Raw genomic sequence first — 21,237 nt, 5'->3', positions numbered from 1 at the left:
TGTCAGACGGGGCTTTGCGACGAAGTGGGCGGCGTGGCCGGCGACGTCGGCGGCTGATCGACCGAAGGCGTCGCGGCGCTCGCGCTCGGCATCACGACGTCGATGTCGGTGCCGTTTTGCGCGCCACGGCGGATGTCGAAGCGCCCGCCATGCGCGGCCACGCGCTGACGCATGCCGAGCAGGCCGTGCGTATGTGTGCGCTTCAGGTCGGCCGGCATGATACCGACGCCGTTGTCCGCGATATGCAGCGCGACCTCGCCGTCGCCGACCCGCAATGCGATTCCGACCTTCGAGGCCCGCGCGTACTTGGCGGCGTTCGTCAGCGATTCCTGCGCGACCCGAAACAGCGCGATTTCGGTCTGCTCGTCGAGCTGGATATCATCGGCGGGCAGGTGCAGCTCGAGCGTCCAGTTGTTGCGCTGCGCGGCTTCGTCGGCGAGCGTGCGCAGCGCGGTAACGAGCCCGAAATTGGCCAGCACGGTCGGCCGCATGTCCTCGATGATGCGCCGCTTCAAGGCGATGCCCTGGTCGAGATTGGCGAGCGCGCGCTGCAGCTTGTCGGCGATGTCCGGCTCGCTGTCCTTCAGCTTGCGGCGCGCCCATGCGACGTCCATCCGGCATGCGGTCAGAATCGCGCCGAGTTCGTCGTGCAACTCGCGCGCGAGCTGGGTCTTTTCGTTTTCGCTGACCGCCTGCAGATGCCAGCCGAGCGCTTCGAGCTGCCGCGTGCGCTCGTTGACGAGCTGGTCGAGTTCCTCCTGCTGCGTGATCAACTGACGCTGCGCGCGCGCCTGCCGGTCGATCTGGATGCCGAGATTGCGAAACAGCAGAATGAACAGCACGATGTTCAGCGCCGACAGACCCGCCGCGCACAGCGTCGACAGCCGCTGGTCGGCGCGGCTCGCGGCCAGCGCGTGCTGAGCGCGGCGCTCCTCATTGTCGCGCAGCAGCGCGAGCGTACTGTCGATCAGCGACGCGTCCGCCGGGTTGACGTCGCTCGCGGGCCCGCATGCGCCGAGATCGAGCGGATGCGGCGCGGCGTGCTGCATCGCGGCGGCGCCCGCGCCGATGCGCGCGTCGATCAGAGCGAGAATCTGCGTGAAGCTCGCGAGTTCCGCGCTGTCCGCGTGGCCGCCGCGATAGAAGTGGTCCAACTGCTGCGTGGTGTCGCGGATGCGCGCGGCGCTCGCGCAGAACGCGTGGGCGGATGCGTCGTCCTTCGTCACAAGAAACTGGTTTTGTTGCGCGGTGAGGCGCGACAGATCGCTCGCGAGTGTGCTCAGTCGCACGGTGACGTCGCGCGCTTCAAGCGCGGTTTCATACTCGGCGGTGATGCGCTGACGCGCGGTCTCCAGAATCACGAGGCCTCCCACCGTGATCACGATCGCCGCCGTCATCGCGATCGCCCAGCTGCGGTTGCGCATCCAGTCGGCGAGCCGCACCGTGGCGCGCGCGCCAGGTTGTTCCGGCGGGTTCTGCAGATTCGACACTTTCGGCTCCAGAAAGAGGGCATCGACTCCGGCATCGACTCCGGCATCGCGCGAAGCCGCGCGCGTAATGTCGTCGTAATCCAATGTAAGCGGATTCTCACACGAAAAACGGCGAGCGTCGGAATGCGCGCGGCGCCGCGCATCGATAGCATGGACCCGATCGTTCATGCAATGTTTCGGGAGGAAGCCATCATGTTGAAGTGGGCACTATTCTTCGCGATCGTCGCGGTGATCGCCGGTCTTCTCGGCTTCACCGGCATCGCCGCCGGCGCGGCGGCGATCGCGAAGTTCCTGTTCTTCGTCTTTGTCGTGCTGTGCGTGGTGTTCCTCGTGCTGGGCTTCGTCGTGACGAAGAAAACGATCGATTAGCGCGGCCATCGCAGTGGCGGCAAGCCGCGCCCTCACAGCAGGCGAGCGATTTGCTGGTAGTCGATTGGAAGGCCAACAAAAGGGAGAAATGCCATGCTTCACTATGCTCTCGTCTTCTTCGTGATTGCGATCATCGCAGCCGTGTTCGGCTTTACCGGCATCGCGGCCGGCGCGGCCGAAATCGCGAAGATCCTGTTCTACATCTTCCTCGTCGTGTTCGTGGTCACGTTGCTGCTCGGCGTGTTTCGAACCTAGCCGCGCGAGCCGGATGAACGCAACATGAGGTAGGCAGCGAAGTACGCAATGTAGGAACAGGTAGTCAACAAGGCGCGTGAACGCGCGGCGTTTGAACCCCCGATCGAGGCGCCCGCGTTCGAAGCGCGCCGTCATTCCACCCTCGGCGCATCAGGCGCGATTCGTGCTGATGCGCGATTCCCCCAGTACCGGATAAAGGAGAAGTTCGATGGCGAAGCAATCTGGCGACACGTTCGTGATGGACATCAAGAAGATCCGCGAGGACGCGCGCAAGCATATGTCGGATGGTCCGGTCACGCAGAGCTATGGCGCGAATCGCGAGACGGTGCTCAAGCTGCTCAACGACGCGCTCGCCACCGAGATCGTCTGCACGCTGCGCTACAAGCGCCATTACTTCATGGCGAAGGGCATCAATTCCGAAGCGGTCGCGACGGAATTCGCCGAGCACGCAACCGAAGAGCAGGAGCACGCCGATCGCATCGCCGAGCGCATCGTGCAGCTTGGCGGCGAACCGGATTTCGCGCCGGACGGCATCAAGGCACGCGCGCATTCGGAATACAAGGAAGGTACCGATCTGACCGACATGATTTGCGAGAACCTGATCGCGGAGCGCATCGCGATCGACACGTACCGCGAGATCGTACGGTATCTCGGCGAGAAGGACGTGACCACGCGCCGGCTGTTCGAGGAGATTCTCGCGGTCGAAGAAGAGCATGCCGACGATATGGCGGATCTGCTCGCGGGGCGCGAGTAGCGCACCAGGCGACAAGGGAAGCGTCGAAGGACCGGGTCGCGGGCGAACTCGGGAATGCCGGCGGCTGCGGTGCGATGCCGCCCTCGCATTCCGCGTTCAGCCGTGGCCCCGGATCATTACAATGTCCGCATCGGAGCGACTCCCTTTGCACGGAACCCAACCGATGATTCGAGTGCTGATAGCTGACGATCATGCGATCGTTCGAGGTGGTTTCAGACAGTTCGTCGCCGACGAGCCGGACATGTGCGTCGCCGCCGAGGCCGCCACCGGCGAGGAAGCGATCAGCCTCGTGCGCGAGCAGGCATTCGACGTCGTGCTGCTCGACATCGCGATGCCGGACAAGAACGGCATCGATACGTTGCGTGTGATCAAGCAGGTGCGTCCCGAGCAGGGCGTGCTGATTCTATCGGGCTATCCCGAGAGCCAGTACGCGATCAATCTGCTGCGCGCGGGCGCGAACGGCTATCTGAACAAGGACTGCGAGCCGGAAGAAATCGTGCGCGCGATCCGCTCGGTCGCGCGCGGGCATCGCTATCTGTCGGAGGCGGTCGCCGATACGCTTGCCGACAATCTCGACAAGCCTGCCGCCGGGCGTCCGCATGAAGCGCTGTCGGAGCGCGAATTCCAGATCTTCTGCAAGCTCGCGGCCGGCCAGTTGCCGACCGAGATTGCTGAAGAGCTGCATCTGTCGGTCAAAACGGTGAGCACGTATCGCGCGCGGGTGCTCGAGAAGATGCGTCTCGCGAACAACGCGGACCTCACGTATTACGCGATCAAAAATGGCCTGATCGAATGACGGACGATCGAGATATTCCGATGAACAGCGAACCGAACCCCGCTACCGAGTCAGCCAGCCGCGCGCCGTTGCGCGTGCTGCTGATCGAGGATTCGCCGCTGATCCGCCGCAGCCTCGTGGAGGCGATCGATGCGTCGGGCCTGCTGCGCGTGGCCGCTTATGCCGATTCCGCCGATCAGGCGATCGCGCTGCTCGGCGACGAAGCGTTCGACGCGGTGATCGTCGATTTGCAGCTGAAGCTGGGCTCGGGCGTGCCGGTGCTCGCGTATCTGCAGCGCGAGGGGCTGATCGATTCGATGTTCGCGGCGGTGCTGACCAATCACGCGTTGCCCGCGTACCGCGAGCGCTGCGAGCAGTATGGCGTGCGACACTTTTACGACAAATCGTTCGAGTTCGATCGCGTGCTCGATGCGCTGCATGAGTATGCGTTGGGGAGGGGTGGGGGAGTGTAACGACTCGACCGTAGTTGGCGTTTCTAGTCCTGTTTCCACGCTCCGCGCTTCATCGCTTCTTCGAGCATCCCAAGGGTAAGCGAACGTCCGCCGAGTGATTCTCGCGCGCTGGAACTGAACGGGGACTTCAACGCGGCCCCGACGATGTCGCGCTTTCGCATGTTGGCGGATGGAACGTGGTAAGCGACGTCGAAATCGCGCAGGTCCACGTGGAAGCGGTCAGCCCATGCCTGCATCACCTCGACGATTTTCGCCGGCTCCCAATCCAGATCGTGATACAGATCCATGTCACGGGTCAGCTTGTCGTCGAGAGGCAGCCCGGCGGGAGTGCGCATTTCGCGGATGAACCGAGCGAGATCGAGCCATACGTCGTTCATTACAGACGATCCTCCGGTTTCACCAGGCGGTTATATGCATTAACCGTCTTGTAGCCGATTATTGCCACGTCAGATGCGGTGATTATCCACCCCACTCCGGGAATTGCTCGACCGACGAATACGCCCAGATGGCTCGTCAACTTCACGCGCAGTAGTTCAGACTTGATCGGGCTGGGGACGACGCTTAACACGTCTATGAAAAATGGCTCAAGTCTTCGACTCGTGCCAAACTAGTCCGTTAAGCTATCCAGTAACGACGAATTATGAAATGGGCGCAGGATGATTCCGCGCGACGGAATGCGACAGGCGTTGCCAGGCTGCCCCCAGCGGTGGCAAATCGACAAGACGGTTCTTATCCGGCTCTGGTCAGCCTGATATCAATGCCCAGCCCGCGCCGGCAACCGCAAATGATTCCACGCGCCGAGCCCGGCAAACGCGATCCCCGCGATAGTTACGCCGACCCACCCGAACACCGGCCACACGATCGCGCCGACACCCGAGCCCAGCGCCCCGCCGATGAAATACGCAACCATGTACACGGTATTCACGCGGCTGCGCGCATCGGGCTTCAAGGCGTAGATGCGCGACTGATTCGAAATCTGCGCGGCCTGCACGCCGATGTCGAGAATGATCACGCCGACCACGAGTCCCGCGATGCTCTTCGCCGACGCACCGAAGATCACGAACGCGATCACGACCAGCACGAGCGACATGGTGATGATGGCGCGCGGTCCACGCCGGTCGGCGAACTTGCCCGCGAGCGGCGCGGCCAGCGCGCCGGCCGCGCCGACGATACCGAACAGCCCTGCCGCCTGCGGCCCGAGATGAAACGGCGCGCCCGCGAGCAGCAGCGCGAGCACCGACCAGAAAATGCTGAACGCGCCGAACAACGCCGCACCGGTCAGCGATGCCTCGCGCAGCGCGCGATGCTCGGTTACCAGGTGCCACATCGACACGAGCAGCTTGCCGTACGGCAACGTCGAGGTCGGCTGACTCTTCGGCAAACGCAAAATGATGACGACCGCGAGTGCGAGCAGCGCGACGACGGATGCGCCAAACACCGCGCGCCAGCCGAAGTATTCGGCGACGATGCCCGCCGCGGTCCGGGCGAGCAGGATGCCGAGCAGCAGGCCGCTCATCACGGTGCCGACCGCGTGGCCGCGCTCGGACGGCGGCGCGAGTTCGGCCGCGAACGGCACCGCCTGTTGCGCGATCGTCGCGAGCACGCCGATCGCGAGACTCGTGACGATCAGCACCGCGAGCGTCGGTGCCGACGCCGCAATGACGAGCGCGACGCACATGCCGGCGATCTGCAGCAGGATCAACAGACGCCGGTCGAAGCGATCGCCGAGCGGCGCGAGCAACAGCATGCCGGCGGCGTAGCCGAGCTGCGTGACGGCCGGCACCGCGCCGACCCATGACGCGCTGCCCGGAAACGACTGGCGGAAGTTACCGAGCAGCGGCTGGTTGAAATAGATGTTTGCGACCGAGACACCGGCGATCGTCGCGAGCAGCAGCAACACGCCGCGCAACGACCGGGCGGAGGAAGCGGAAGCGGAAGCGTCGGAAGTGGACATGACAGGGGCGGATCGACGGACCGGCCCATGCGCGGTCCTCAAGCGTGCCGATCATACCGGAGCGGCGGGGTTCGTGCTGACGGCCGCGCGAGGCTCGCCCGCGCAGCCGGTATCAGGCAGTTGCGAAGCGTGTCCGGCGGTTCAGTCGATCAACGCGCCAGCGTCGTAGAACGGATACGGGCCGTCGGCCGGGTCGACATACGCATGATGCGTGACGATGCCCGTCGCCGGATCGTAGTAATGGAGCGCATACGCGGGCGGCTCCATCACGAACGCCGACGGTCCGTCCTCGCGAAAATCGAGCGCCACCTGGTGCGCGGGCGCTGGAATCGCGCTCGCGATCGTGCCGCCGAAGCGCACGAACATCGACCGATGCACGTGCCCGCAGAGCACGCGCTCGACGTTGGGATGCTGTGCGATCAACGCCGCGAGCTTGTGCGACGCCGCCCGGTCGAGCCGGATCTCGTCCATATGCCCGATGCCGCACGCGAACGGCGGGTGATGCAGCGCGACCACGACCGGCTTGCCGCGCGCCGCATCGAGCTGCCGCTCGAGCCACGCGAGCCGCGTGTCGCACAGCATGCCGGCGCTCGAACCGGGCACCAGCGAATCGAGCGCGATCACGCGCAGCGGGCCGACGTCGAGCGCGTACTGCACGAACTCGCCGCCGCTCAGCAATTCCTCGCGCTCGGGAAACGCCGCGCGCAGCGCGTGGCGTTCGTCGTGATTGCCGACCATCAGGAAGTAGGGGATCGCGAGCGGCGCGAGCAGTGTTTTCAGGCGCGCGTACTGCTGGGGGTCGCCCTGATCGACGAGGTCGCCGGTGATCAACACCGCGTCGGGGCGCGGTGTGAGCGCGTTGAGCGCGTCGACGCAGCGCGCGAGGTAGGGGGCGGTATCGACGCGGCGATACGCGAGTGCGCCGGGTTGCTTGATATGCAGGTCGCTAATTTGAGCCAGCAGCATGACAGAGGTCCTTCGGGTTGCTTCGGGTCGGGCGCCAGGATGCGGCGCTGTTTTTACCTACGATAGCGCAATCAGTGCGTCCGGCTCGATCGAGATGCCGACCGGCGTGCCGCGCGCAAGCTCGATGCGGCCCGCGACGTCGACGAAGAGCGGCTCGGGCGCGGCACCGCCAATCGTCAGACGCGTGCGTTCGCCGAGGAACGCGGTGCTTTCGATCTGGCCGCGCAGCTGCGCGAGCGCGGGGTCGGTGAGCCGAGCATCCTCGGGGCGAAAGAAGATTTCGTGCGCGCTGCGTGCGTTCGACGCATGCGCGGGCAACGGCACGGCGCCGCCGCTCGTCGCCAGCATGCCGTCGCGCGGCTCGCCCGCGACGCGGTTGATCGTGCCGACGAACTGCGCGACCGTGCGATTGGCCGGACGATAGTAGATGTCGCGCGGCGAACCGATCTGCTCGATGCGTCCCGCGCTCATCACGACGATGCGATCGCCAAGCTCCATTGCTTCGGCCTGATCGTGCGTCACGTAGACGGTCGTGATGCCGAGTTCGCGCAACAGCGCGTTCATCTCGCTGCGCAATGCGTCGCGCAGACGCGCGTCGAGCGCGGTCAGCGGTTCGTCGAGCAGCAGCACGCGCGGCTGCACCGCGAGTGCGCGGGCGAGCGCCACACGTTGACGCTGGCCGCCCGACAGTTGATCGATCGGTTTGTCGGCGTGCGCGATGAGCCGCATCATGCCGAGCAGTTCGTCGACGCGTTGTCGCGCGACTGCGGCCGGCACGCGTTTGATCTTCAGACCGTAGCCGATGTTGCCGCGCACGGTCAGGTTCGGAAACAGCGCGTAGCTCTGGAACACCATGCCGACCGCGCGTTTTTCGATCGGCAGCGTGGTCACTTCGTCGTCGCCGAATGCGATGCGGCCGCCCGCGTCAGGTGTTTCGAGGCCCGCGATCAGGCGCAGCGTCGTCGTTTTGCCGCAGCCCGACGGTCCGAGCAGCACGAGGGTTTCGCCCGCGCCGATCGTCAGGTCGAGCGGTTCGAGCACGCGCGTGCCGCGAAACGTTTTGGCGCACTGCGTGAGCGTGATGGGAACCGAGGTCAGTTTCATGGCGTGTCGATGGGCTTCGAGGAAGAGGCGGCGCCGCGCTTCTTCGACGCGCTGCGCTGGCCGGTCGCATCGACGCCGAGCCATTGCATCGCGACGAGCAGCGGCATCGTCATGATGAAGAACAGGATCGTGTACGCGCTGCCGATCTCGATGCGCATCGACGCGTAGGTGTCGGCGAGGCCGACCGGCAGCGTCTTCGTGTCGGGCGTGTGCAGCATCCACGTGAGGTTGAATTCGCCGATCGACAGCGTGAGCACCGCGAGCGCGCCCGCGACGATGCCTGGCCGCGCGTTCGGCAGCACGATCGTGACGAAGCGCGGGAAGAAGCTCGCGCCGAGGCTCGCCGCGCCTTCTTCGAGCGTGCGCAGATCGCTGCTCGCGCAGACCGCCGCGACCGCGCGCACCATGAACGGTAGCGTGAACACCACATGCCCGACGACGATGAATGCCGCGCTCATCCGAAACGCCGTGAAGCCGCCGTAGATCACCAGCAGCGCGAGTGCCGATGCGAGGCCGGGCAGCGCGATCGGCAGCACCAGAAACTCTTCGACGATGCGTGCGAAGCGCGTCTTGCTGCGCGCGAGCACATAGCCCGCGGGCACGCCGGTCAGCAGCGTGACGACGAGCGTCGCCGCGGCCACTTCGAGCGACAGCCACACCGAGTCGTGATACTGGGTCCACACTTCGACGAGCCAGCGCAGCGTGAGTCCGCTCGACACACCCTTGAAGTAGTTGACCGTCAGCCCGGCGACGATCGACATGACGACCGGCACGATCAGGAACGCGCACAGCAGCAGTGTGACGAACCATTGACCCGCGGCGAGCCATGTTCGCGTGGAAGGCCACGCGCGTCGCGCGCGCGGTCGCGCTGCCGGTTGCGAAGACGGCGAAGGGGCGGTGATTGAGTTCATAGGTAGGTAGTCGTTGCGTTCGCGAACGCGCGGCTCCGGCGACGCGCCGTTCACGCGCTCGCCGCCACGCCCGAACCGCTCGCGCTGCGCGCGATCGCCAGCACTGCCCACGTGACGATGCCCAGCACGATCGACAGGCCCGCGGCCGTCACCATGTTCGCGTTCAGCGTGAACTCGGTATAGATGGTCATCGGCAGCACGTCGATGTCGGTGGCGAGCGTGAACGCCGTGCCGAACGCGCCCATCGCGGTCGCGAAGCACACGGCGCCCGCCGCGATCAGTCCGGGCGACAGCGCCGGCAACACGATGTCGCGCATGATGCGCCACGGCGATGCGCCGAGCGAGCGCGCGGCCTCTTCGAGCGATGCGTCGAGCTTGGTCGCCGATGCCATCACGGTGACGATCACGCGCGGAATCGAGAAGTACAGATAGCCCAGAAACAGGCCGCTCATCGAATACGCGAACACCCAGCGATCGCCCGCGAGTTTCAGCGACAGCGCGCCGATCAACCCCTGACGTCCGGCGAGCATGATGACCATGAAGCCCACGACGACGCCCGGAAACGCGAGCGGAAACGTCAGCAGCGCGAGCAGCGTGCGCTTGCCGGCGAACTCTCGACGCGCGAGCAGCAGCCCCGCGATCACCGACAGCACCAGCGTGGCCGCCGTGACCCCCGCCGACAGTACGACGGTCGCGCCAAGGCTCGACATGTAACGCGCATTCGTCAGCATTGCGCGATAGGTCGCGAACGCATGGCCGCCGCCGGAGAGCTGCGCGAGCGCGACCATCGGCAGCAGCCAGAACGCGATGAAGACCGCGAGCGCGGGCGCGAGCAACGCGATGCGCCAGCGCAGCGGGAACGTGACGTCGTTCAATGCATCACCTGTAGATAGCGCTCGCCGAAGCTCGACTGCTTGTCGGCCATCTTCGCGAAGTCGACCGGCTTCGCGCGCGCGTATTCGCTGGCGGGGAGGAACTGCGCGGCGGTCTGGGCGTTCATCGCGCTCGCGCGCACCGGCCGCAGATACGCCTGCGCCCACAGCTTCTGGCCTTCGTCGGACAGCACGAAATCGAGCACCTTCTTGCCGTTCGTTTCGTGCGGCGCGCCCTTCACGAGACTCATCACGTACGGCACCGAGATCGTGCCTTCCTGCGGAATCACGAACTCGACGTTCGCGTGATCCTTATACTTCGCGCGGTACGCGTCGAAGTCGTAGTCGAGCAGGATCGGAATTTCGCCGGACAGCACGCGCGCGTACGCGGTTTGCTTCGGCACGATCGGCGCGTTCGCCCTGAGCTTTCTGAACCAGTCGAGACCCGGCTCGAAGTTGTCGAGCGTGCCGCCGAGCGCCTGGTTCACCGCGACCGCGCCCGCATAGCCGACGAACGCGCTCGACGGATCGAGATAACCGATCATGCCTTTGTATTCGGGCTTCAGCAGATCGGCCCACGAGCGCGGCACCGGCTTGCCTTCGAGCGCGTCCTTGTTGACGAAGAAACCGAGCGTGCCCGAGTGGATCGTGAACCAGTAGCCTTGTGGGTCTTTCAGGCCGGCGGGAATGTCGTCCCAGTGCGCAGGCTTGTATGGCTGGATCACGCCCTTGTCCTTGGCCTGGAACGCCGACGATACGCCGAGATACACGACGTCGGCGACCGGGCTTTTCTGCTCGGCCATCAGCTGCGCGATCGATTGTCCTGAGTTCTTGTTGTCGAACGGGACGCGAATGCCGGTCTTTTGCTGGATCGCCTTGATCTGGCTCGCCCAGTCGGCCCATTCGGGCGGGCAGTTGTAGCAGATCGCGGTTTCGTCGGCGCGCGCGGCTTGCGGCGCGAGCGCGACGAGCGCCGCGCCGGCGACGAGCAGGCTCGCCGGCAGTGCGGTCGCGGCGGCGCGCGCGAGTTTCTGCCACAGCGGTATGAGCGAGGATGCGAAGCGTGAGGTTGAGCGGGGCACTGCGGGTCTCCCTGTGTCGGATGGGTTGCGCGGGTTGGGGATGACAGCCAGGGCGCGCGTATGCGCGTGCCTTCATTGGGCTTCTTATGCGAGCGGCTTTTCGATGGCGGCCGCAGCGCTCGGGACGTGGGTCGGCGACGCTCCGTCGAGATTCGCGGGCGACCCGAGCGCCGCGATCGTCGCGCCTTCGCGCAAGCTGTGCGGCAGCGTCAACGCGCGCGAGGTTGCGCAGAAGGCGCGCTCGTCGCGCGCGCCGCCGATGCGTGCGAGCAAGCGCTGCCACGCCGCACAGCCGATTTCGCGATTCGGCGCGCAGATGCTCGCGAGCGCCGGCGACAGCAGTTCGCCCATTGCGAGGCCGTCGAAGCCGAGAATCGACATGTCCTGCGGAATCCTCAGACGCGCGCGACGCAGGCCGCGCATCACGACCATCGCGAGCAGATCGTTGCTGCAGAAGAGGGCGGTCGGACGGTTTGCGCCGTGCGTCAGGTGCGCGAGCACGGACGGCGCGAGTTCGTCGGCGTTGAAATCGACTTCGAGCGCGGGCGCGGCCGTGAGGCCGGCCTGCTGCATCGCCTGCGTGTAGCCGAGATGACGCTGACGCGCGCGATCCGACGCCGCGAACGAGCCGGCCAGCATCAGGATGCGGCGATGGCCGTGCGCGATGAGCCGGCGCACGCCGTCGTAGGCGGCGAGGCGATTGTCGACCGACACCGACGGGCGGCGCACCGTGTCGTTGTGCATCAGTACGTATAGCAGGCCGTCGCGGTCGAGTTCGTCGAGCAGCGGATGGGTATCGGCATCGGCGACGGTCAGGATCAGTCCTTCGACGCGATGCTCGCGCAGAGTTTCGATTGCGTGACGTTCACGGTCCACGTCGTACTGCGTGGTCATCAGCATCAGCCGATAGCCTTGCGCTGACGCGAGATCGTCGATGCCTTGCAGGCATTCGGCGAACACCGGGTTCGCGAGCGTCGGCAGGACGACGCCGACGAGGCGCGTGCGCTCGCCGCGCAATTGCCGGCCGAGCGGGCTCGGGCGGAAGTTCAGCGCGTCGATCGACTGACGTACCTTGTCGAGCGTGACGGGGTTCACGGTGTGCGGCGCGTTGATCGCGCGCGATACCGTGGCGATGGAAAAGCCCGCGTGGGCGGCGACATCCTTGATCGTCGGCGTCATCGGTTTTCGGCCCGCTGTAATCGTTTTCGTGAGCGGATTATCGGCAACGTTTGTGACTTGGGGATGAATGCGGGTGTCGGGCGCTTTTTTGGGGCGGCCGCGGGGCGATGGTAGAATTCGCGACCACGCGCGATTGCCACCTCTGCCGGGGTGATGAAATTGGTAAACATAGCGGACTTAAAATCCGCCGCCTTCGGGCTTGCCGGTTCAAGTCCGGTCCCCGGCACCAAGAAGTATTCCACCTGATTCCTGTAAATTCCTTGAACCCTTGATGCAGCAATGCTTCGAGGGTTTTTTGTTTTCCAGAAAATTCGCGGAGTTCCATTGACATCCGGGGGCATGTGGGGACATCTTAGGGGGAATGTTGGTGAGTAGCCGACGTCCTTGCAAAAAATGCCCCCAGGAGGTCTTCATGCCCCTGACTGACATTGCTGTGCGTAGCGCAGCCCCTCGCGAGAGGGCCTATCGACTGACTGACGGTGGCGGGATGTATCTGGAGATTGCGCCGTCGGGAGGGAAATACTGGCGCCTCAAATACCGATTCGGTGGTAGAGAACGACGTTTAGCGCTAGGTGTGTACCCTGACGTATCGCTCGCGGCAGCGCGCAGGAAGCGAAGTGCGGCGCGTGAACAACTGGCGGCCGGGATCGACCCGAGCGACGTAAAAAAGGCTGATAAGCGCGCCGCAAGGCTCAACGCCAACAATTCATTTGAGGGTGTAGCCCGCGACTGGCTGGAGGAGCGCAAGTCGGTTGTGCAGATCGGTCAGCACGAAAAGACACTCGCCCGTCTGCAAAATGACGTATTCCCCTGGCTGGGCAAGCGTCCTATCACCGAGGTCGACGCGCCCGAGATTCTGGTGGTGCTCAAGCGGATCGATAGTAGGGGTGCGCGATATTCAGCGCACCGGGTACGCAGTGAAATCAGCCGCGTTTTCCGATATGCGATCAAGGAAGGCAAGGCAAAAAGCGATCCGGCAAAAGACCTGATCGGGGCGATTCCGCCTCCAATAGAAAAGCACTTTGCTGCGCTGACCGAACCCGCGAAGGTGGCGGAAATGCTCAGGGCCTTCGATGGCTTCTCGGGGACGTTTCCCGTGCTCTGCGCGCTCAAGCTTGCGCCGATGCTGTTCGTGCGGCCTGGCGAGCTTCGCCGGGCCGAGTGGGTGCAATTCGACCTGGATAAGGGGGAGTGGCGCTATCTAGTGACAAAGACGCGGACTCAACATTTGGTGCCACTTGCAACCCAAGCTGTGGCTCTCCTGCGAGAGTTGCAGGCACTGACCGGTAAAGGGCGTTTTGTTTTTCCCGGCGCTCGTTCGACGTTGCGTCCAATGAGCGAAGCGGCGATAAATGCCGCACTCAGACGACTGGGTTACGACACCCGAACGGAAATTACCGGCCACGGTTTTCGCGCGATGGCCCGTACCATCCTGCACGAGGAACTGGAGCAGAAACCAGAGGTGATCGAGCACCAACTCGCACATGCCGTACCGGACAATCTTGGCTCGGCGTATAACCGGACTAAGTTCATCAGGGAGCGCCGAGTGATGATGCAGTTGTGGGCGGACTATCTAGACAAGCTGAAGGCGGGCGCAAAGATAATTCGTATTGGTGGCGTGGCAGGCTGACTCCGAATCGGTGTAAGTTCGAGCGACAGTATGGGGTGCAGGTGGTCGGAGGTTCAAATCCTCTCGCCCCGACCAATTCCCCTCCTTGCTGGATAAGGGTTTCACCAGCAAAGTCTTATGTGGCGCGGGTCCGGGTCCGTGTGGATGCTACACAGCGAGTAGAATTCAGCTATGTGTACCCACCTGATAAAGCGCGGTTCTCGTTACTACATTCGCCGTCGAGTCCCGCTCGATCTCGTCTCGATCCTCGGTAAATCCGAGATCACTAAAGCACTCCGTACCAGCGACCGTGCTGAAGCCATTACACGTTGCCGACTCGAAGGCGTCCGCCTAGACGCCGAATGGTCGGCGCTTCGCGCAGCTTCCCAAGCCAAGCACGCCATCACACACGCCTCTGAGACAGCACGGACGACCGTCCGCAAGCGTGAAGCGGAAGACCGCGAGCGCGCTGCTGAGGAGGACCGCGAGTATTACTTCAGGTACGTTAAGGACGAAGGCGTTGAGGAGGAGGAGCGCGAGCGCTTCGAAGATGATGCCGCGCGCCAAGCTGCCGTGCTGCGTGAAGCCCATAAGCTCGCGGGCATCGCACCGCCTGCCGATACTCCATCCAACACTTCAGCGCGCATCTCGAAGCCCGCCAAGTCCCCGCGTAACACGTCCGGTCGCCTGTTGCCCGATGTCATCGACGCATGGGCCAGGGAACGCCAGCCCCAAGCCCGCACCGTGCAGATTGCCGAACGCTGCGCGCGCCGCTTCCGTGAGATGGTTGGCCCCGTCCTGGTCGCGTCTATCGAGCGCACCCACGTCGTCAGCTTCAAGGATGCGCTGCTGTCATCCGGCCAGACAGCCGTGAACACGGACAAAATTCTCACCATGCTCTCGACGGTGCTCTCGTACGCCCACGATCAGGGCTGGCTTGCATCGAATCCAGCTAAAGGCGTGAAGGTCGGCGCACGCTCGAATGCGAAGGCGGCCCGCCTGCCGTTCGATGTCGCGGCCCTCAAGCTAATCTTCGGCTCGCCCGTCTACACAGAACATGCGCGGCCAGCGGGTGGTGCTGGCGAAGCGTCGTATTGGCTTCCGCTGCTTGCTCTCTACACTGGCGCTCGGCTCGAAGAACTCGCGCAACTATCGCCCGCCGATGTCAGCGAGACACCGTACACGGACGCGCAAGGCGCGCGGCGCTCGTGCTGGACTATTCGAATCACGGACGAAGGCGCAGGGCAGGGCGTCAAGACAGCCACCTCACGCCGCCGCTTGCCCATCCATCCCGATCTGATCGCGCTTGGTTTCATCACGTACGCGCAGTCGATCGGCGGCCCACGTCTATTCCCCATGCTCAAGGCAGACACGGACGGGCGTGAAGGTGCACTATGGGGTAAGTGGTTCGGCAAGTGGATTCGCAAGCTTGGCGTCACGGACCCGCGAATGGTCTTTCACTCATTCCGTCACCTGCTGAAGCACACGATGCGAGAAGCAGGAGTAACAGAGGAAGTCAGCGACGCCATTACCGGCCATGCCTCGGCATCGGTGGGGAGACGCTACGGCGCGACCCTGTATCCGCTCGCGCCTCTTGTGGACGCCATGCAGCGCTATCGGATTCACGGAATGACTCTGCCTCAACCGTGGTCAAACTCGGGAGAATGACATGCAAAAGCCTGACAATCAGGATGCACAGCAGGGCGATGGTCCGCCGCCACAGCCGGGAGACGATCAGCAGCCGACAGAGTACGAGCATCCATGCAGGGGCGTGGTCCCGCCCGGTGGGCTAACGGACGACGACGAATAGCTTGCGCGGCTCGCGTCGGCTTCGCCTCGCTCGGCTGACGCCCGCGCCAACAGATGAACGGCGCGACACAAGGCGACTTCATCGCCCCGCGTTCGCGCTCTCTAACGTTACCTGCCAGCAATTCACGCCCGGAAACCCGCGTCCGCCAAGGCGCTCCGTCCGGGCCGCGTGTCACAAGCTCAATTCTCGCCGGTCAGCAGAGGTGGGCGCGCAAATTCGGACAGTCGGATAAGTGGAACGCTCGGGGCCTGAGCCGGCGATAATGCCGACAAAGGAACCAGGAAGATGACGAAGAGAACCCGACGGACGCACTCAGCCGCGTTCAAAGCGAAAGTGGCGATGGCGGCGGTCAAGGGCGAGCGGACGCTAGCCGAATTAGCGCAGCAGTTCGATGTGCACCCGAACCAGATCACCGAATGGAAGCGGCAGTTGCAGGAACGTGCCGCCGACGTGTTTGGCGCAGGCGGCACGGCGTCGAGCGAGCCGCAAGTCGATTTGAAGGAGCTACATGCGAAGATCGGCCAGCTCACGCTGGAGAACGATTTTTTAAGCGGCGCGCTCAACAAGGCGGGATTGCTGAGCGCAAAGCGATGATCGATCGTACACACGCATTGCCGGTCTCGCAGCAGGCGCGACTCGTTGGTATCGCAAGATCGAGCGTGTATTACCGGGCGCAACCGGTGAGCAACGCAGACCAGTTGCTGATGCGCCGGATCGATGAACTGCACATGGAGTTTCCGTTTGCCGGAGCGCGGATGCTGGCGCGACTGCTGCGTCGCGAGGGACACGAGATTGGCCGTCGGCACGTGCGCACGCTGATGAAGCGCATGGGTATCGAGGCGCTGTATTGCAAGCCGAATACGAGCCGACGCAATGCGCAGCACAAGATCTGGCCGTATCTGCTACGGGGCATGACGATCAGTCGGGCAAACCAGGTCTGGGCACTGGATACCAGTTATATCCCGATGGCGCGCGGCTTCGTGTATCTGACCGCCGTGGTGGACTGGGCCAGCCGGAAGGTACTGGCCCACCGCGTAGCGATCACGATGGAGGCGATGCACGCTGTCGAGGCGTTGGAAGAAGCGTTCGCGAAGTACGGGCAACCTGAGATCGTCAATACCGACCAGGGCAGCCAGTTCACCGCGATAGCGTTCACCGAGGCCGTGCTCAGCCGGGGCATCCGCCTGTCGATGGACGGCAAAGGTGCCTGGCGAGACAACGTGTTCGTCGAGCGCGTGTGGCGAAGCGTGAAATATGAAGAGGTGTATCTGAAAGCCTATGAATCGGTAGGCCACGCCCGGCGCTCAATCGGCGATTACATCAATCTGTACAACCAGAGACGGCCTCATTCGAGTCTGGAAGACCGCACGCCGGATGAGGCATACTTCGCAACACTGCCTGCGATCAAATTGGCAGCATGACTGCCCCGGACGTTCCACTTAAAAATATCGAGAACCTGTCCGAACAAGCGAGGCCACCTCTAAGGCCCGTCAGCGGCCTCGGCGCGGTGCGCCTTTATCTCGGCCAGGGCGTGGATCTGCTACGCGTCAGCCGACCGTTCGCCACTCTCAAGCCAGTACGCTGCGGCTCGGCTCGCGCGTGCGCTCAAGGTAGCTAGGCAGGCTGCCATGAATAGCTTCGATACCGGCACGCAGAGCGGCCAGTCGCGTGCCTCCGTTGCTGCCCTGTGTCCGGTACAGCGCGGCCAGCTTGCGCAGTTTGCGATTGCCTTGGAGCGGATGAAGCGGCGCGCTGCCTTTGGCGCGCTGCGCCTCCTGTTTCGTCGTAGTGGTCATGTCATTCCTCGTGATAGTGGTTGTGGCTTCGAAGCGACACGGTTCTGTGTCTTTCAAGTCGTCCGAAATCAACTAGGTGTCGAATCGACCTAACGACTAGGTGTGTGTCTGGAGAGGGTCCTGAAATGACAAGGGCCAGCCTCGCGGCCAGCCCATAAGCAAGAAGCCCACTCATGCCGGACCTCTCAGGTTCATCGTTGCTACTTCAACCAATACGGATTCGAACCGGGCACCTTCAACCTTCGGCGTCGGGGTCTGGCAACGCCAGCAGTCGGACCCGCGCTGCTTCCAGCAAATGCACGGCGTAGTCCACCACTACGTCAGGCGCTTCCATCAGAACCACGCGCCGCAGTTCGGCGCGGGCCTTCGTTACTTCAGCGCCTGCGGCCTCGATCGCGGCGCGCTGCATCATGGCGGTCACTGTCATTCAATTGTCCCCAGAACCTTCGAAAGGCGCTCGCTGTGCCAGCAAGGCGGCGGTCTTCTTCTTCTGCACCTTCAGGATTGTATTCGGTGCAACGCAGTACTCCTTCGCCAGCGCTCGGGCGCTCGTATCGCCCCGCGCCAGTGCTGCCCGAATCTCGGCCTTCTGTGCGTCCGTCAGGGCATCCGGCCTGCCGCCTACGCGCCCCTCGCTCCGTGCCTTCGCCAGCCCCGCGTGCGTCCGCTCGATCAGCAAGTCACGCTCGAACTGCGCAACGGCGGCCAGTACCGTAATCGTTAGGCGGCCCGCTGCGCTCGTCAGATCGGTCCCCGGAATGGCTAGGCAGTGCAGGCGGACACCCATCGCAGACAGCCGTTCAACGGTTGCCAGCACGTCGCTCGTGTTGCGGCCCAGTCGGTCCAGCTTCGTCACGACCAGCGTGTCCCCGGCTTCCAGCTTGTGCTCAACCAGCGCCCGGAACCCTGCGCGTTCCATCGCTGCCACGGTGCCGGATACCGTCTCCGCAATGGCGCGAGACTTCGGGATGTCGAAGCCTGCTTGCTTGGCTTCCAGTACCTGATTTGCAGTGTCCTGATCGGCGGTGGAGACTCGTGCGTAGAGAAACGTGCGGCTCATGTCGGTGTCCTGGTGTGTTCATCAAACGTGTGCACATACTGCCTCTGTTCATAAACGCCGTCAATGGCGTTGTTGCACATCTTTTGCGCCGCGTTGCTCGTGCGCAACATACGGTCGTTTGTTGAACACCTGCGCGAAGGGAGCGAATGTCGCGTTCTTTCATTAGACATGGTTTAATCAACGAAAACTCGGGGATCAAAATGACAAAATGGATCGCTGCGATAATCGCCGCCTGTTCGGTGGCATGCGCGTCGCAAGTGAACGCGCAAACCACCAAGCTAATGCTTTTCGGCGGTGAAGATCACAAGACGTACTTGGGATGCATAAACTGCTCCGAGTACGCGACGGACTCAGTTCACAATAAGTATGGCGACCACGGCTCGCCATACGCGACCGACAGCATCTTTAATCGTTACGGTCAATACGGATCGCCGTATTCAAATGACAGTCCTTGCAACCAATACGCGAACGACCCGCCTGTCATTGTTGACGGCAACGGCGCGTTCTATGGTCGACTGACACTGAATAGCTACCATCCGCAGGCCAATAAGAATGAGAGGTTACAGGGATGGCTCGCAGGCGTATGTGACCGCTAGTACCGTGCGCGCACGCCTACGGGGGCGCATGGCCGCACGTGCGCGGCGTAAGTCCTCGCGAACAAGCTCACCAAAATTGGTCCGGGGCCCCAGTACAATGTAACGTCAGACCTTATCGCAGACGCTTTCACTCTGCCCTCGCATACAACTATGAAAACCGCACCTTGGTATCTGGACTGGTCGCTTTGGAGCGCTGCAATTGCTTTCTGCGCGCTTGCCGTTTCGCTCGGTCCGCACATTTGGCGCTGGCTACGCCCTCCGAAACTTGACTTGGAACTTTACGAGCGCGTGGCCTTAACGCACAAGGTCGGCAACCCTCTACTACAGGTACGCGTGGTTGTGCGCAACCTTGGTGGGCGCGAGGTGCGCGTAACGTCCTTTGAGGCTAACCTTCGGCGCGATAACGGCGAGCCATTCAATTTGTCCGGTCTAAGCTATCTTCAGGCTCAGTCCGCGCCTCCACTGCTGTTCGCACCGTTTACGCTTAAAGCTCGTGACGAGTGGGGCTACGTGACTAATTTTTTTAGGCAACTGTCACGCGACAATGAGCGAGAGTATCGAGAAGTGGAATACGCGCTGCGTACAAACATAAACCAGAAGATCCACCAACGTCCGCCCGGAAGTACGCAGGCGATCACAGCAGACAACCAGTTCGTCGCGCCATTGGTAACAATGTACGGGCGAAATCCCATCCGCTGGCAAGCGGGGGAGTACCAACTCGTGCTTTCTGTCAAGACGACTATGAAGCGCGTCAAGGCAGAACGGACTTATCGCTTCACGATTTTCGAGTCCGATGTTGAACAACTGCGAAGGCTAACCGAGGACTACAACATGGGTGCGGGTATCTATTTTGACAATGTCGAGCGTCCCGCGTGGGTTTTTCCGTCCATCGCTCAGGTAGACACGACCCGTCGCACGTGATCCGGCGTGCGCCCCCCGCTTGTTTCTGTCCGCGCAGAGTACGCGATGGGCACGGCACAACCTCAGCAAGGATTTGAGTAATGGATGTAAGTTCAGCGGACAAACTGCTGCTTTGCGTGTTGTTCGTGATTCCCGGTTTCGTTGCGATGAAGACGTACGCGATTCTCAGTTCCGGGCCACGCCTTGACGCGTCAAAGGCCGTAATCGACGCAATCGCATTTAGCTGTTGCAACTACGCTGTGTTCGCTTTTCCGATCTACTGGATGCGCTATGCAGGACTGGCTACGCGACAACCTGTAGTCTATGCGATCGCTTGGGTCGGCATTCTCTTGGTGGGCCCACTGTTGTTGGCAGTCGGAGTCTTTATGCTACGCCGTGCAAAGTGGATGGGCCGCTGGTTGCCGCACCCGGTAGACCGCGCATGGGACTATGTATTCGGCAAACGTGAGCCGTTTTACCTGATAATCACATTGATTTCGGGTAAGCGAATAGGCGCGACGTACGGCAATAACTCATTCGCTTCCAGCTATCCTGCTGACCCCGAGATTTACGTAGAGGAAGCTTGGGATGTAGACGAAGCCGAAGGCTTTGTTCGGCGACACGTCAAAACACGCGGCTTGCTCATTGCGGGCAGCGCCATTGAGTCAATCGAGTTCATAGGACCATACGATGACGACGAACAAGGGAACGACGAAACCGGGGACACCGACGAACGACGGGTTCCAACCGATGCACAAGGGTTATCAGCCAACGAGCAAACCGAGCCCGGGCGCGGGATACCAGCCACCGACCGGGAATCTGCCACCGCCGCCGCCTCCGAAGAACAAGAAGTAGCCCACGAACAATGCGACAACGGGATTAAAGATGGGACCATTACCTCAAACACTTGAAGCACTCGCCCGAACGGGCGTGCACCTAGACCTTTCTGGTCATGCTTATTTGCCACAAACGCTGGAGAATTTGGTTCGGCTGGCCGCAGGGAGCGGGGGACATGTGACGATCAATGCGTCTAACTGCTTGCCGGTTACTCTGGAAAACCTCGCGCAAATCGGTGGCTCCCACGTCACATTCAAATTCTGAGTGTCATAACGGCTGCTTGCATCAGCGATAACGGCACGTCGAACTGCACGGCTTGCAACTGGTCTGGCAGATCGCCTACACTGTCGGCTGTCCCACAACCCGTATCCATGCGGTACGTGGATCAGCGCCAGAGCCTTACTGGGCGGGCCTCAGCGGGAGTCAAATCCTCTCGCCCCGACCA

General features: G+C 62.9%; 22 protein-coding genes, 1 tRNA gene and 1 pseudogene. 11 read left to right on the top strand and 13 right to left on the bottom strand.

The window, feature by feature from the left end:
- Window positions 1-2: 2 nt before the first annotated feature.
- Complete coding sequence (locus tag OKW28_RS29130; RefSeq protein ID WP_429450765.1) at window positions 3-1,658, bottom strand: sensor histidine kinase; 1,656 nt, start codon at window positions 1,656-1,658, stop codon at window positions 3-5.
- A 24-nt stretch (window positions 1,659-1,682) separates the two neighbouring features.
- On the opposite strand from OKW28_RS29130, the gene OKW28_RS29125 reads away from it, so the two are divergent.
- The 5 genes from OKW28_RS29125 to OKW28_RS29105 all read left to right on the top strand — a co-directional run bounded on the left by OKW28_RS29125 (window position 1,683) and on the right by OKW28_RS29105 (window position 4,116).
- Window positions 1,683-1,859, top strand: coding sequence for a DUF1328 family protein (locus OKW28_RS29125; protein WP_026225929.1), 177 nt, complete (start codon window positions 1,683-1,685; stop codon window positions 1,857-1,859).
- 93 nt (window positions 1,860-1,952) lie between these two features.
- The gene (locus OKW28_RS29120) at window positions 1,953-2,114 is read left to right on the top strand and encodes a DUF1328 domain-containing protein (RefSeq protein ID WP_012400904.1); all 162 of its coding nucleotides are present in this window, start codon (window positions 1,953-1,955) and stop codon (window positions 2,112-2,114) included.
- Window positions 2,115-2,322: 208 nt separating this feature from the next.
- Complete coding sequence (locus OKW28_RS29115; RefSeq protein ID WP_429450763.1) at window positions 2,323-2,868, top strand: ferritin-like domain-containing protein; 546 nt, start codon at window positions 2,323-2,325, stop codon at window positions 2,866-2,868.
- Between the two features lie 163 nt (window positions 2,869-3,031).
- Entirely contained in the window at window positions 3,032-3,664 is a 633-nt protein-coding gene (locus OKW28_RS29110) for a response regulator (RefSeq protein ID WP_429450761.1), read from the top strand.
- Between the two features lie 20 nt (window positions 3,665-3,684).
- The gene (locus OKW28_RS29105; RefSeq protein ID WP_090800917.1) at window positions 3,685-4,116 is read left to right on the top strand and encodes a response regulator; all 432 of its coding nucleotides are present in this window, start codon (window positions 3,685-3,687) and stop codon (window positions 4,114-4,116) included.
- Window positions 4,117-4,139: 23 nt separating this feature from the next.
- On the opposite strand, the gene OKW28_RS29100 is transcribed toward OKW28_RS29105, so the two are convergent.
- The 9 genes and pseudogenes from OKW28_RS29100 to OKW28_RS29060 all read right to left on the bottom strand — a co-directional run bounded on the left by OKW28_RS29100 (window position 4,140) and on the right by OKW28_RS29060 (window position 12,184).
- Complete coding sequence (locus OKW28_RS29100; protein WP_429450759.1) at window positions 4,140-4,493, bottom strand: DUF1493 family protein; 354 nt, start codon at window positions 4,491-4,493, stop codon at window positions 4,140-4,142.
- Window positions 4,493-4,723 (bottom strand): annotated as a pseudogene (locus OKW28_RS29095) (STM2901 family protein); the annotation flags it as partial. The pseudogene OKW28_RS29095 and the gene OKW28_RS29100, both read right to left, overlap by 1 nt.
- Window positions 4,724-4,870: 147 nt before the next feature.
- Window positions 4,871-6,070, bottom strand: a complete 1,200-nt coding sequence (locus tag OKW28_RS29090; RefSeq protein WP_429450758.1) for an MFS transporter — start codon at window positions 6,068-6,070, stop codon at window positions 4,871-4,873.
- A gap of 141 nt (window positions 6,071-6,211) precedes the next feature.
- Window positions 6,212-7,036, bottom strand: coding sequence for a phosphodiesterase (locus tag OKW28_RS29085; RefSeq protein ID WP_429450757.1), 825 nt, complete (start codon window positions 7,034-7,036; stop codon window positions 6,212-6,214).
- 57 nt (window positions 7,037-7,093) lie between these two features.
- A complete protein-coding gene (locus OKW28_RS29080) occupies window positions 7,094-8,140 on the bottom strand; it encodes an ABC transporter ATP-binding protein (RefSeq protein ID WP_429450755.1) in 1,047 nt (348 codons plus the stop codon).
- Window positions 8,137-9,051 carry an ABC transporter permease gene (locus OKW28_RS29075; protein WP_429450753.1) on the bottom strand — a complete coding sequence of 305 codons (915 nt, stop codon included), beginning with the start codon at window positions 9,049-9,051 and terminating at the stop codon, window positions 8,137-8,139. Before OKW28_RS29075 ends, OKW28_RS29080 begins: the two co-directional genes overlap by 4 nt.
- A 50-nt stretch (window positions 9,052-9,101) precedes the next feature.
- Window positions 9,102-9,926 carry an ABC transporter permease gene (locus tag OKW28_RS29070; protein ID WP_429450751.1) on the bottom strand — a complete coding sequence of 275 codons (825 nt, stop codon included), beginning with the start codon at window positions 9,924-9,926 and terminating at the stop codon, window positions 9,102-9,104.
- Entirely contained in the window at window positions 9,923-11,005 is a 1,083-nt protein-coding gene (locus tag OKW28_RS29065; protein ID WP_429450749.1) for an ABC transporter substrate-binding protein, read from the bottom strand. The genes OKW28_RS29070 and OKW28_RS29065 overlap by 4 nt, the downstream gene beginning before the upstream one ends.
- Before the next feature lie 84 nt (window positions 11,006-11,089).
- Window positions 11,090-12,184 carry a LacI family DNA-binding transcriptional regulator gene (locus tag OKW28_RS29060; protein ID WP_429450747.1) on the bottom strand — a complete coding sequence of 365 codons (1,095 nt, stop codon included), beginning with the start codon at window positions 12,182-12,184 and terminating at the stop codon, window positions 11,090-11,092.
- 144 nt (window positions 12,185-12,328) lie between these two features.
- Between OKW28_RS29060 and OKW28_RS29055 the strand changes: the two genes are divergently transcribed.
- The 4 genes from OKW28_RS29055 to OKW28_RS29040 all read left to right on the top strand — a co-directional run bounded on the left by OKW28_RS29055 (window position 12,329) and on the right by OKW28_RS29040 (window position 17,024).
- A tRNA-Leu gene (locus OKW28_RS29055) sits at window positions 12,329-12,413 on the top strand.
- Between the two features lie 183 nt (window positions 12,414-12,596).
- A complete protein-coding gene (locus OKW28_RS29050; protein WP_429450746.1) occupies window positions 12,597-13,814 on the top strand; it encodes a tyrosine-type recombinase/integrase in 1,218 nt (405 codons plus the stop codon).
- Window positions 13,815-13,985: 171 nt separating this feature from the next.
- Complete coding sequence (locus tag OKW28_RS29045) at window positions 13,986-15,461, top strand: DUF6538 domain-containing protein (protein ID WP_429450744.1); 1,476 nt, start codon at window positions 13,986-13,988, stop codon at window positions 15,459-15,461.
- A 427-nt stretch (window positions 15,462-15,888) separates the two neighbouring features.
- A protein-coding gene (locus OKW28_RS29040) for an IS3 family transposase (protein ID WP_429450707.1) occupies window positions 15,889-17,024 on the top strand; the annotation gives its coding sequence in 2 pieces (ribosomal slippage) (window positions 15,889-16,153 and window positions 16,153-17,024; 1,137 coding nt in all).
- Window positions 17,025-17,171: 147 nt separating this feature from the next.
- Here the strand turns inward: OKW28_RS29040 and OKW28_RS29035 are convergent.
- The 3 genes from OKW28_RS29035 to OKW28_RS29025 form a co-directional block, all read right to left on the bottom strand.
- Window positions 17,172-17,399 (bottom strand): hypothetical protein, encoded by a 228-nt coding sequence (locus OKW28_RS29035; RefSeq protein ID WP_429450742.1) that lies wholly within the window; start codon window positions 17,397-17,399, stop codon window positions 17,172-17,174.
- A gap of 235 nt (window positions 17,400-17,634) precedes the next feature.
- Window positions 17,635-17,826 carry a hypothetical protein gene (locus OKW28_RS29030; RefSeq protein WP_429450740.1) on the bottom strand — a complete coding sequence of 64 codons (192 nt, stop codon included), beginning with the start codon at window positions 17,824-17,826 and terminating at the stop codon, window positions 17,635-17,637.
- Complete coding sequence (locus tag OKW28_RS29025; protein ID WP_429450739.1) at window positions 17,827-18,459, bottom strand: recombinase family protein; 633 nt, start codon at window positions 18,457-18,459, stop codon at window positions 17,827-17,829.
- Between the two features lie 746 nt (window positions 18,460-19,205).
- Between OKW28_RS29025 and OKW28_RS29020 the strand changes: the two genes are divergently transcribed.
- Together OKW28_RS29020 and OKW28_RS29015 are read left to right on the top strand one after the other, a co-directional pair.
- The gene (locus tag OKW28_RS29020) at window positions 19,206-19,976 is read left to right on the top strand and encodes a hypothetical protein (protein WP_429450737.1); all 771 of its coding nucleotides are present in this window, start codon (window positions 19,206-19,208) and stop codon (window positions 19,974-19,976) included.
- A gap of 80 nt (window positions 19,977-20,056) precedes the next feature.
- Window positions 20,057-20,866, top strand: coding sequence for a DUF6338 family protein (locus tag OKW28_RS29015; RefSeq protein ID WP_429450735.1), 810 nt, complete (start codon window positions 20,057-20,059; stop codon window positions 20,864-20,866).
- Window positions 20,867-21,237 lie beyond the last annotated feature (371 nt).

Origin of the sequence: Paraburkholderia sp. 40 (genome assembly GCF_050434105.1) — a bacterium.
Classification (GTDB): Bacteria; Pseudomonadota; Gammaproteobacteria; order Burkholderiales; family Burkholderiaceae; genus Paraburkholderia; species Paraburkholderia tuberum.
The sequence above is the reverse complement of the archived record's forward strand: the minus strand, read 5'-3'. Positions and strand labels throughout refer to the sequence as shown.

Coding starts and splice junctions, on each gene's coding strand:
- OKW28_RS29130 (WP_429450765.1), bottom strand. CDS start 1,658: ATGAACGATCGGGTCCATGCTATCGATGCGCGGCGCCGCGCGCATTCC.
- OKW28_RS29125 (WP_026225929.1), top strand. CDS start 1,683: ATGTTGAAGTGGGCACTATTCTTCGCGATCGTCGCGGTGATCGCCGGT.
- OKW28_RS29120 (WP_012400904.1), top strand. CDS start 1,953: ATGCTTCACTATGCTCTCGTCTTCTTCGTGATTGCGATCATCGCAGCC.
- OKW28_RS29115 (WP_429450763.1), top strand. CDS start 2,323: ATGGCGAAGCAATCTGGCGACACGTTCGTGATGGACATCAAGAAGATC.
- OKW28_RS29110 (WP_429450761.1), top strand. CDS start 3,032: ATGATTCGAGTGCTGATAGCTGACGATCATGCGATCGTTCGAGGTGGT.
- OKW28_RS29105 (WP_090800917.1), top strand. CDS start 3,685: ATGAACAGCGAACCGAACCCCGCTACCGAGTCAGCCAGCCGCGCGCCG.
- OKW28_RS29100 (WP_429450759.1), bottom strand. CDS start 4,493: ATGAACGACGTATGGCTCGATCTCGCTCGGTTCATCCGCGAAATGCGC.
- OKW28_RS29090 (WP_429450758.1), bottom strand. CDS start 6,070: ATGTCCACTTCCGACGCTTCCGCTTCCGCTTCCTCCGCCCGGTCGTTG.
- OKW28_RS29085 (WP_429450757.1), bottom strand. CDS start 7,036: ATGCTGCTGGCTCAAATTAGCGACCTGCATATCAAGCAACCCGGCGCA.
- OKW28_RS29080 (WP_429450755.1), bottom strand. CDS start 8,140: ATGAAACTGACCTCGGTTCCCATCACGCTCACGCAGTGCGCCAAAACG.
- OKW28_RS29075 (WP_429450753.1), bottom strand. CDS start 9,051: ATGAACTCAATCACCGCCCCTTCGCCGTCTTCGCAACCGGCAGCGCGA.
- OKW28_RS29060 (WP_429450747.1), bottom strand. CDS start 12,184: ATGACGCCGACGATCAAGGATGTCGCCGCCCACGCGGGCTTTTCCATC.
- OKW28_RS29050 (WP_429450746.1), top strand. CDS start 12,597: ATGCCCCTGACTGACATTGCTGTGCGTAGCGCAGCCCCTCGCGAGAGG.
- OKW28_RS29045 (WP_429450744.1), top strand. CDS start 13,986: ATGTGTACCCACCTGATAAAGCGCGGTTCTCGTTACTACATTCGCCGT.
- OKW28_RS29035 (WP_429450742.1), bottom strand. CDS start 17,399: ATGACCACTACGACGAAACAGGAGGCGCAGCGCGCCAAAGGCAGCGCG.
- OKW28_RS29030 (WP_429450740.1), bottom strand. CDS start 17,826: ATGACAGTGACCGCCATGATGCAGCGCGCCGCGATCGAGGCCGCAGGC.
- OKW28_RS29025 (WP_429450739.1), bottom strand. CDS start 18,459: ATGAGCCGCACGTTTCTCTACGCACGAGTCTCCACCGCCGATCAGGAC.
- OKW28_RS29020 (WP_429450737.1), top strand. CDS start 19,206: ATGAAAACCGCACCTTGGTATCTGGACTGGTCGCTTTGGAGCGCTGCA.
- OKW28_RS29015 (WP_429450735.1), top strand. CDS start 20,057: ATGGATGTAAGTTCAGCGGACAAACTGCTGCTTTGCGTGTTGTTCGTG.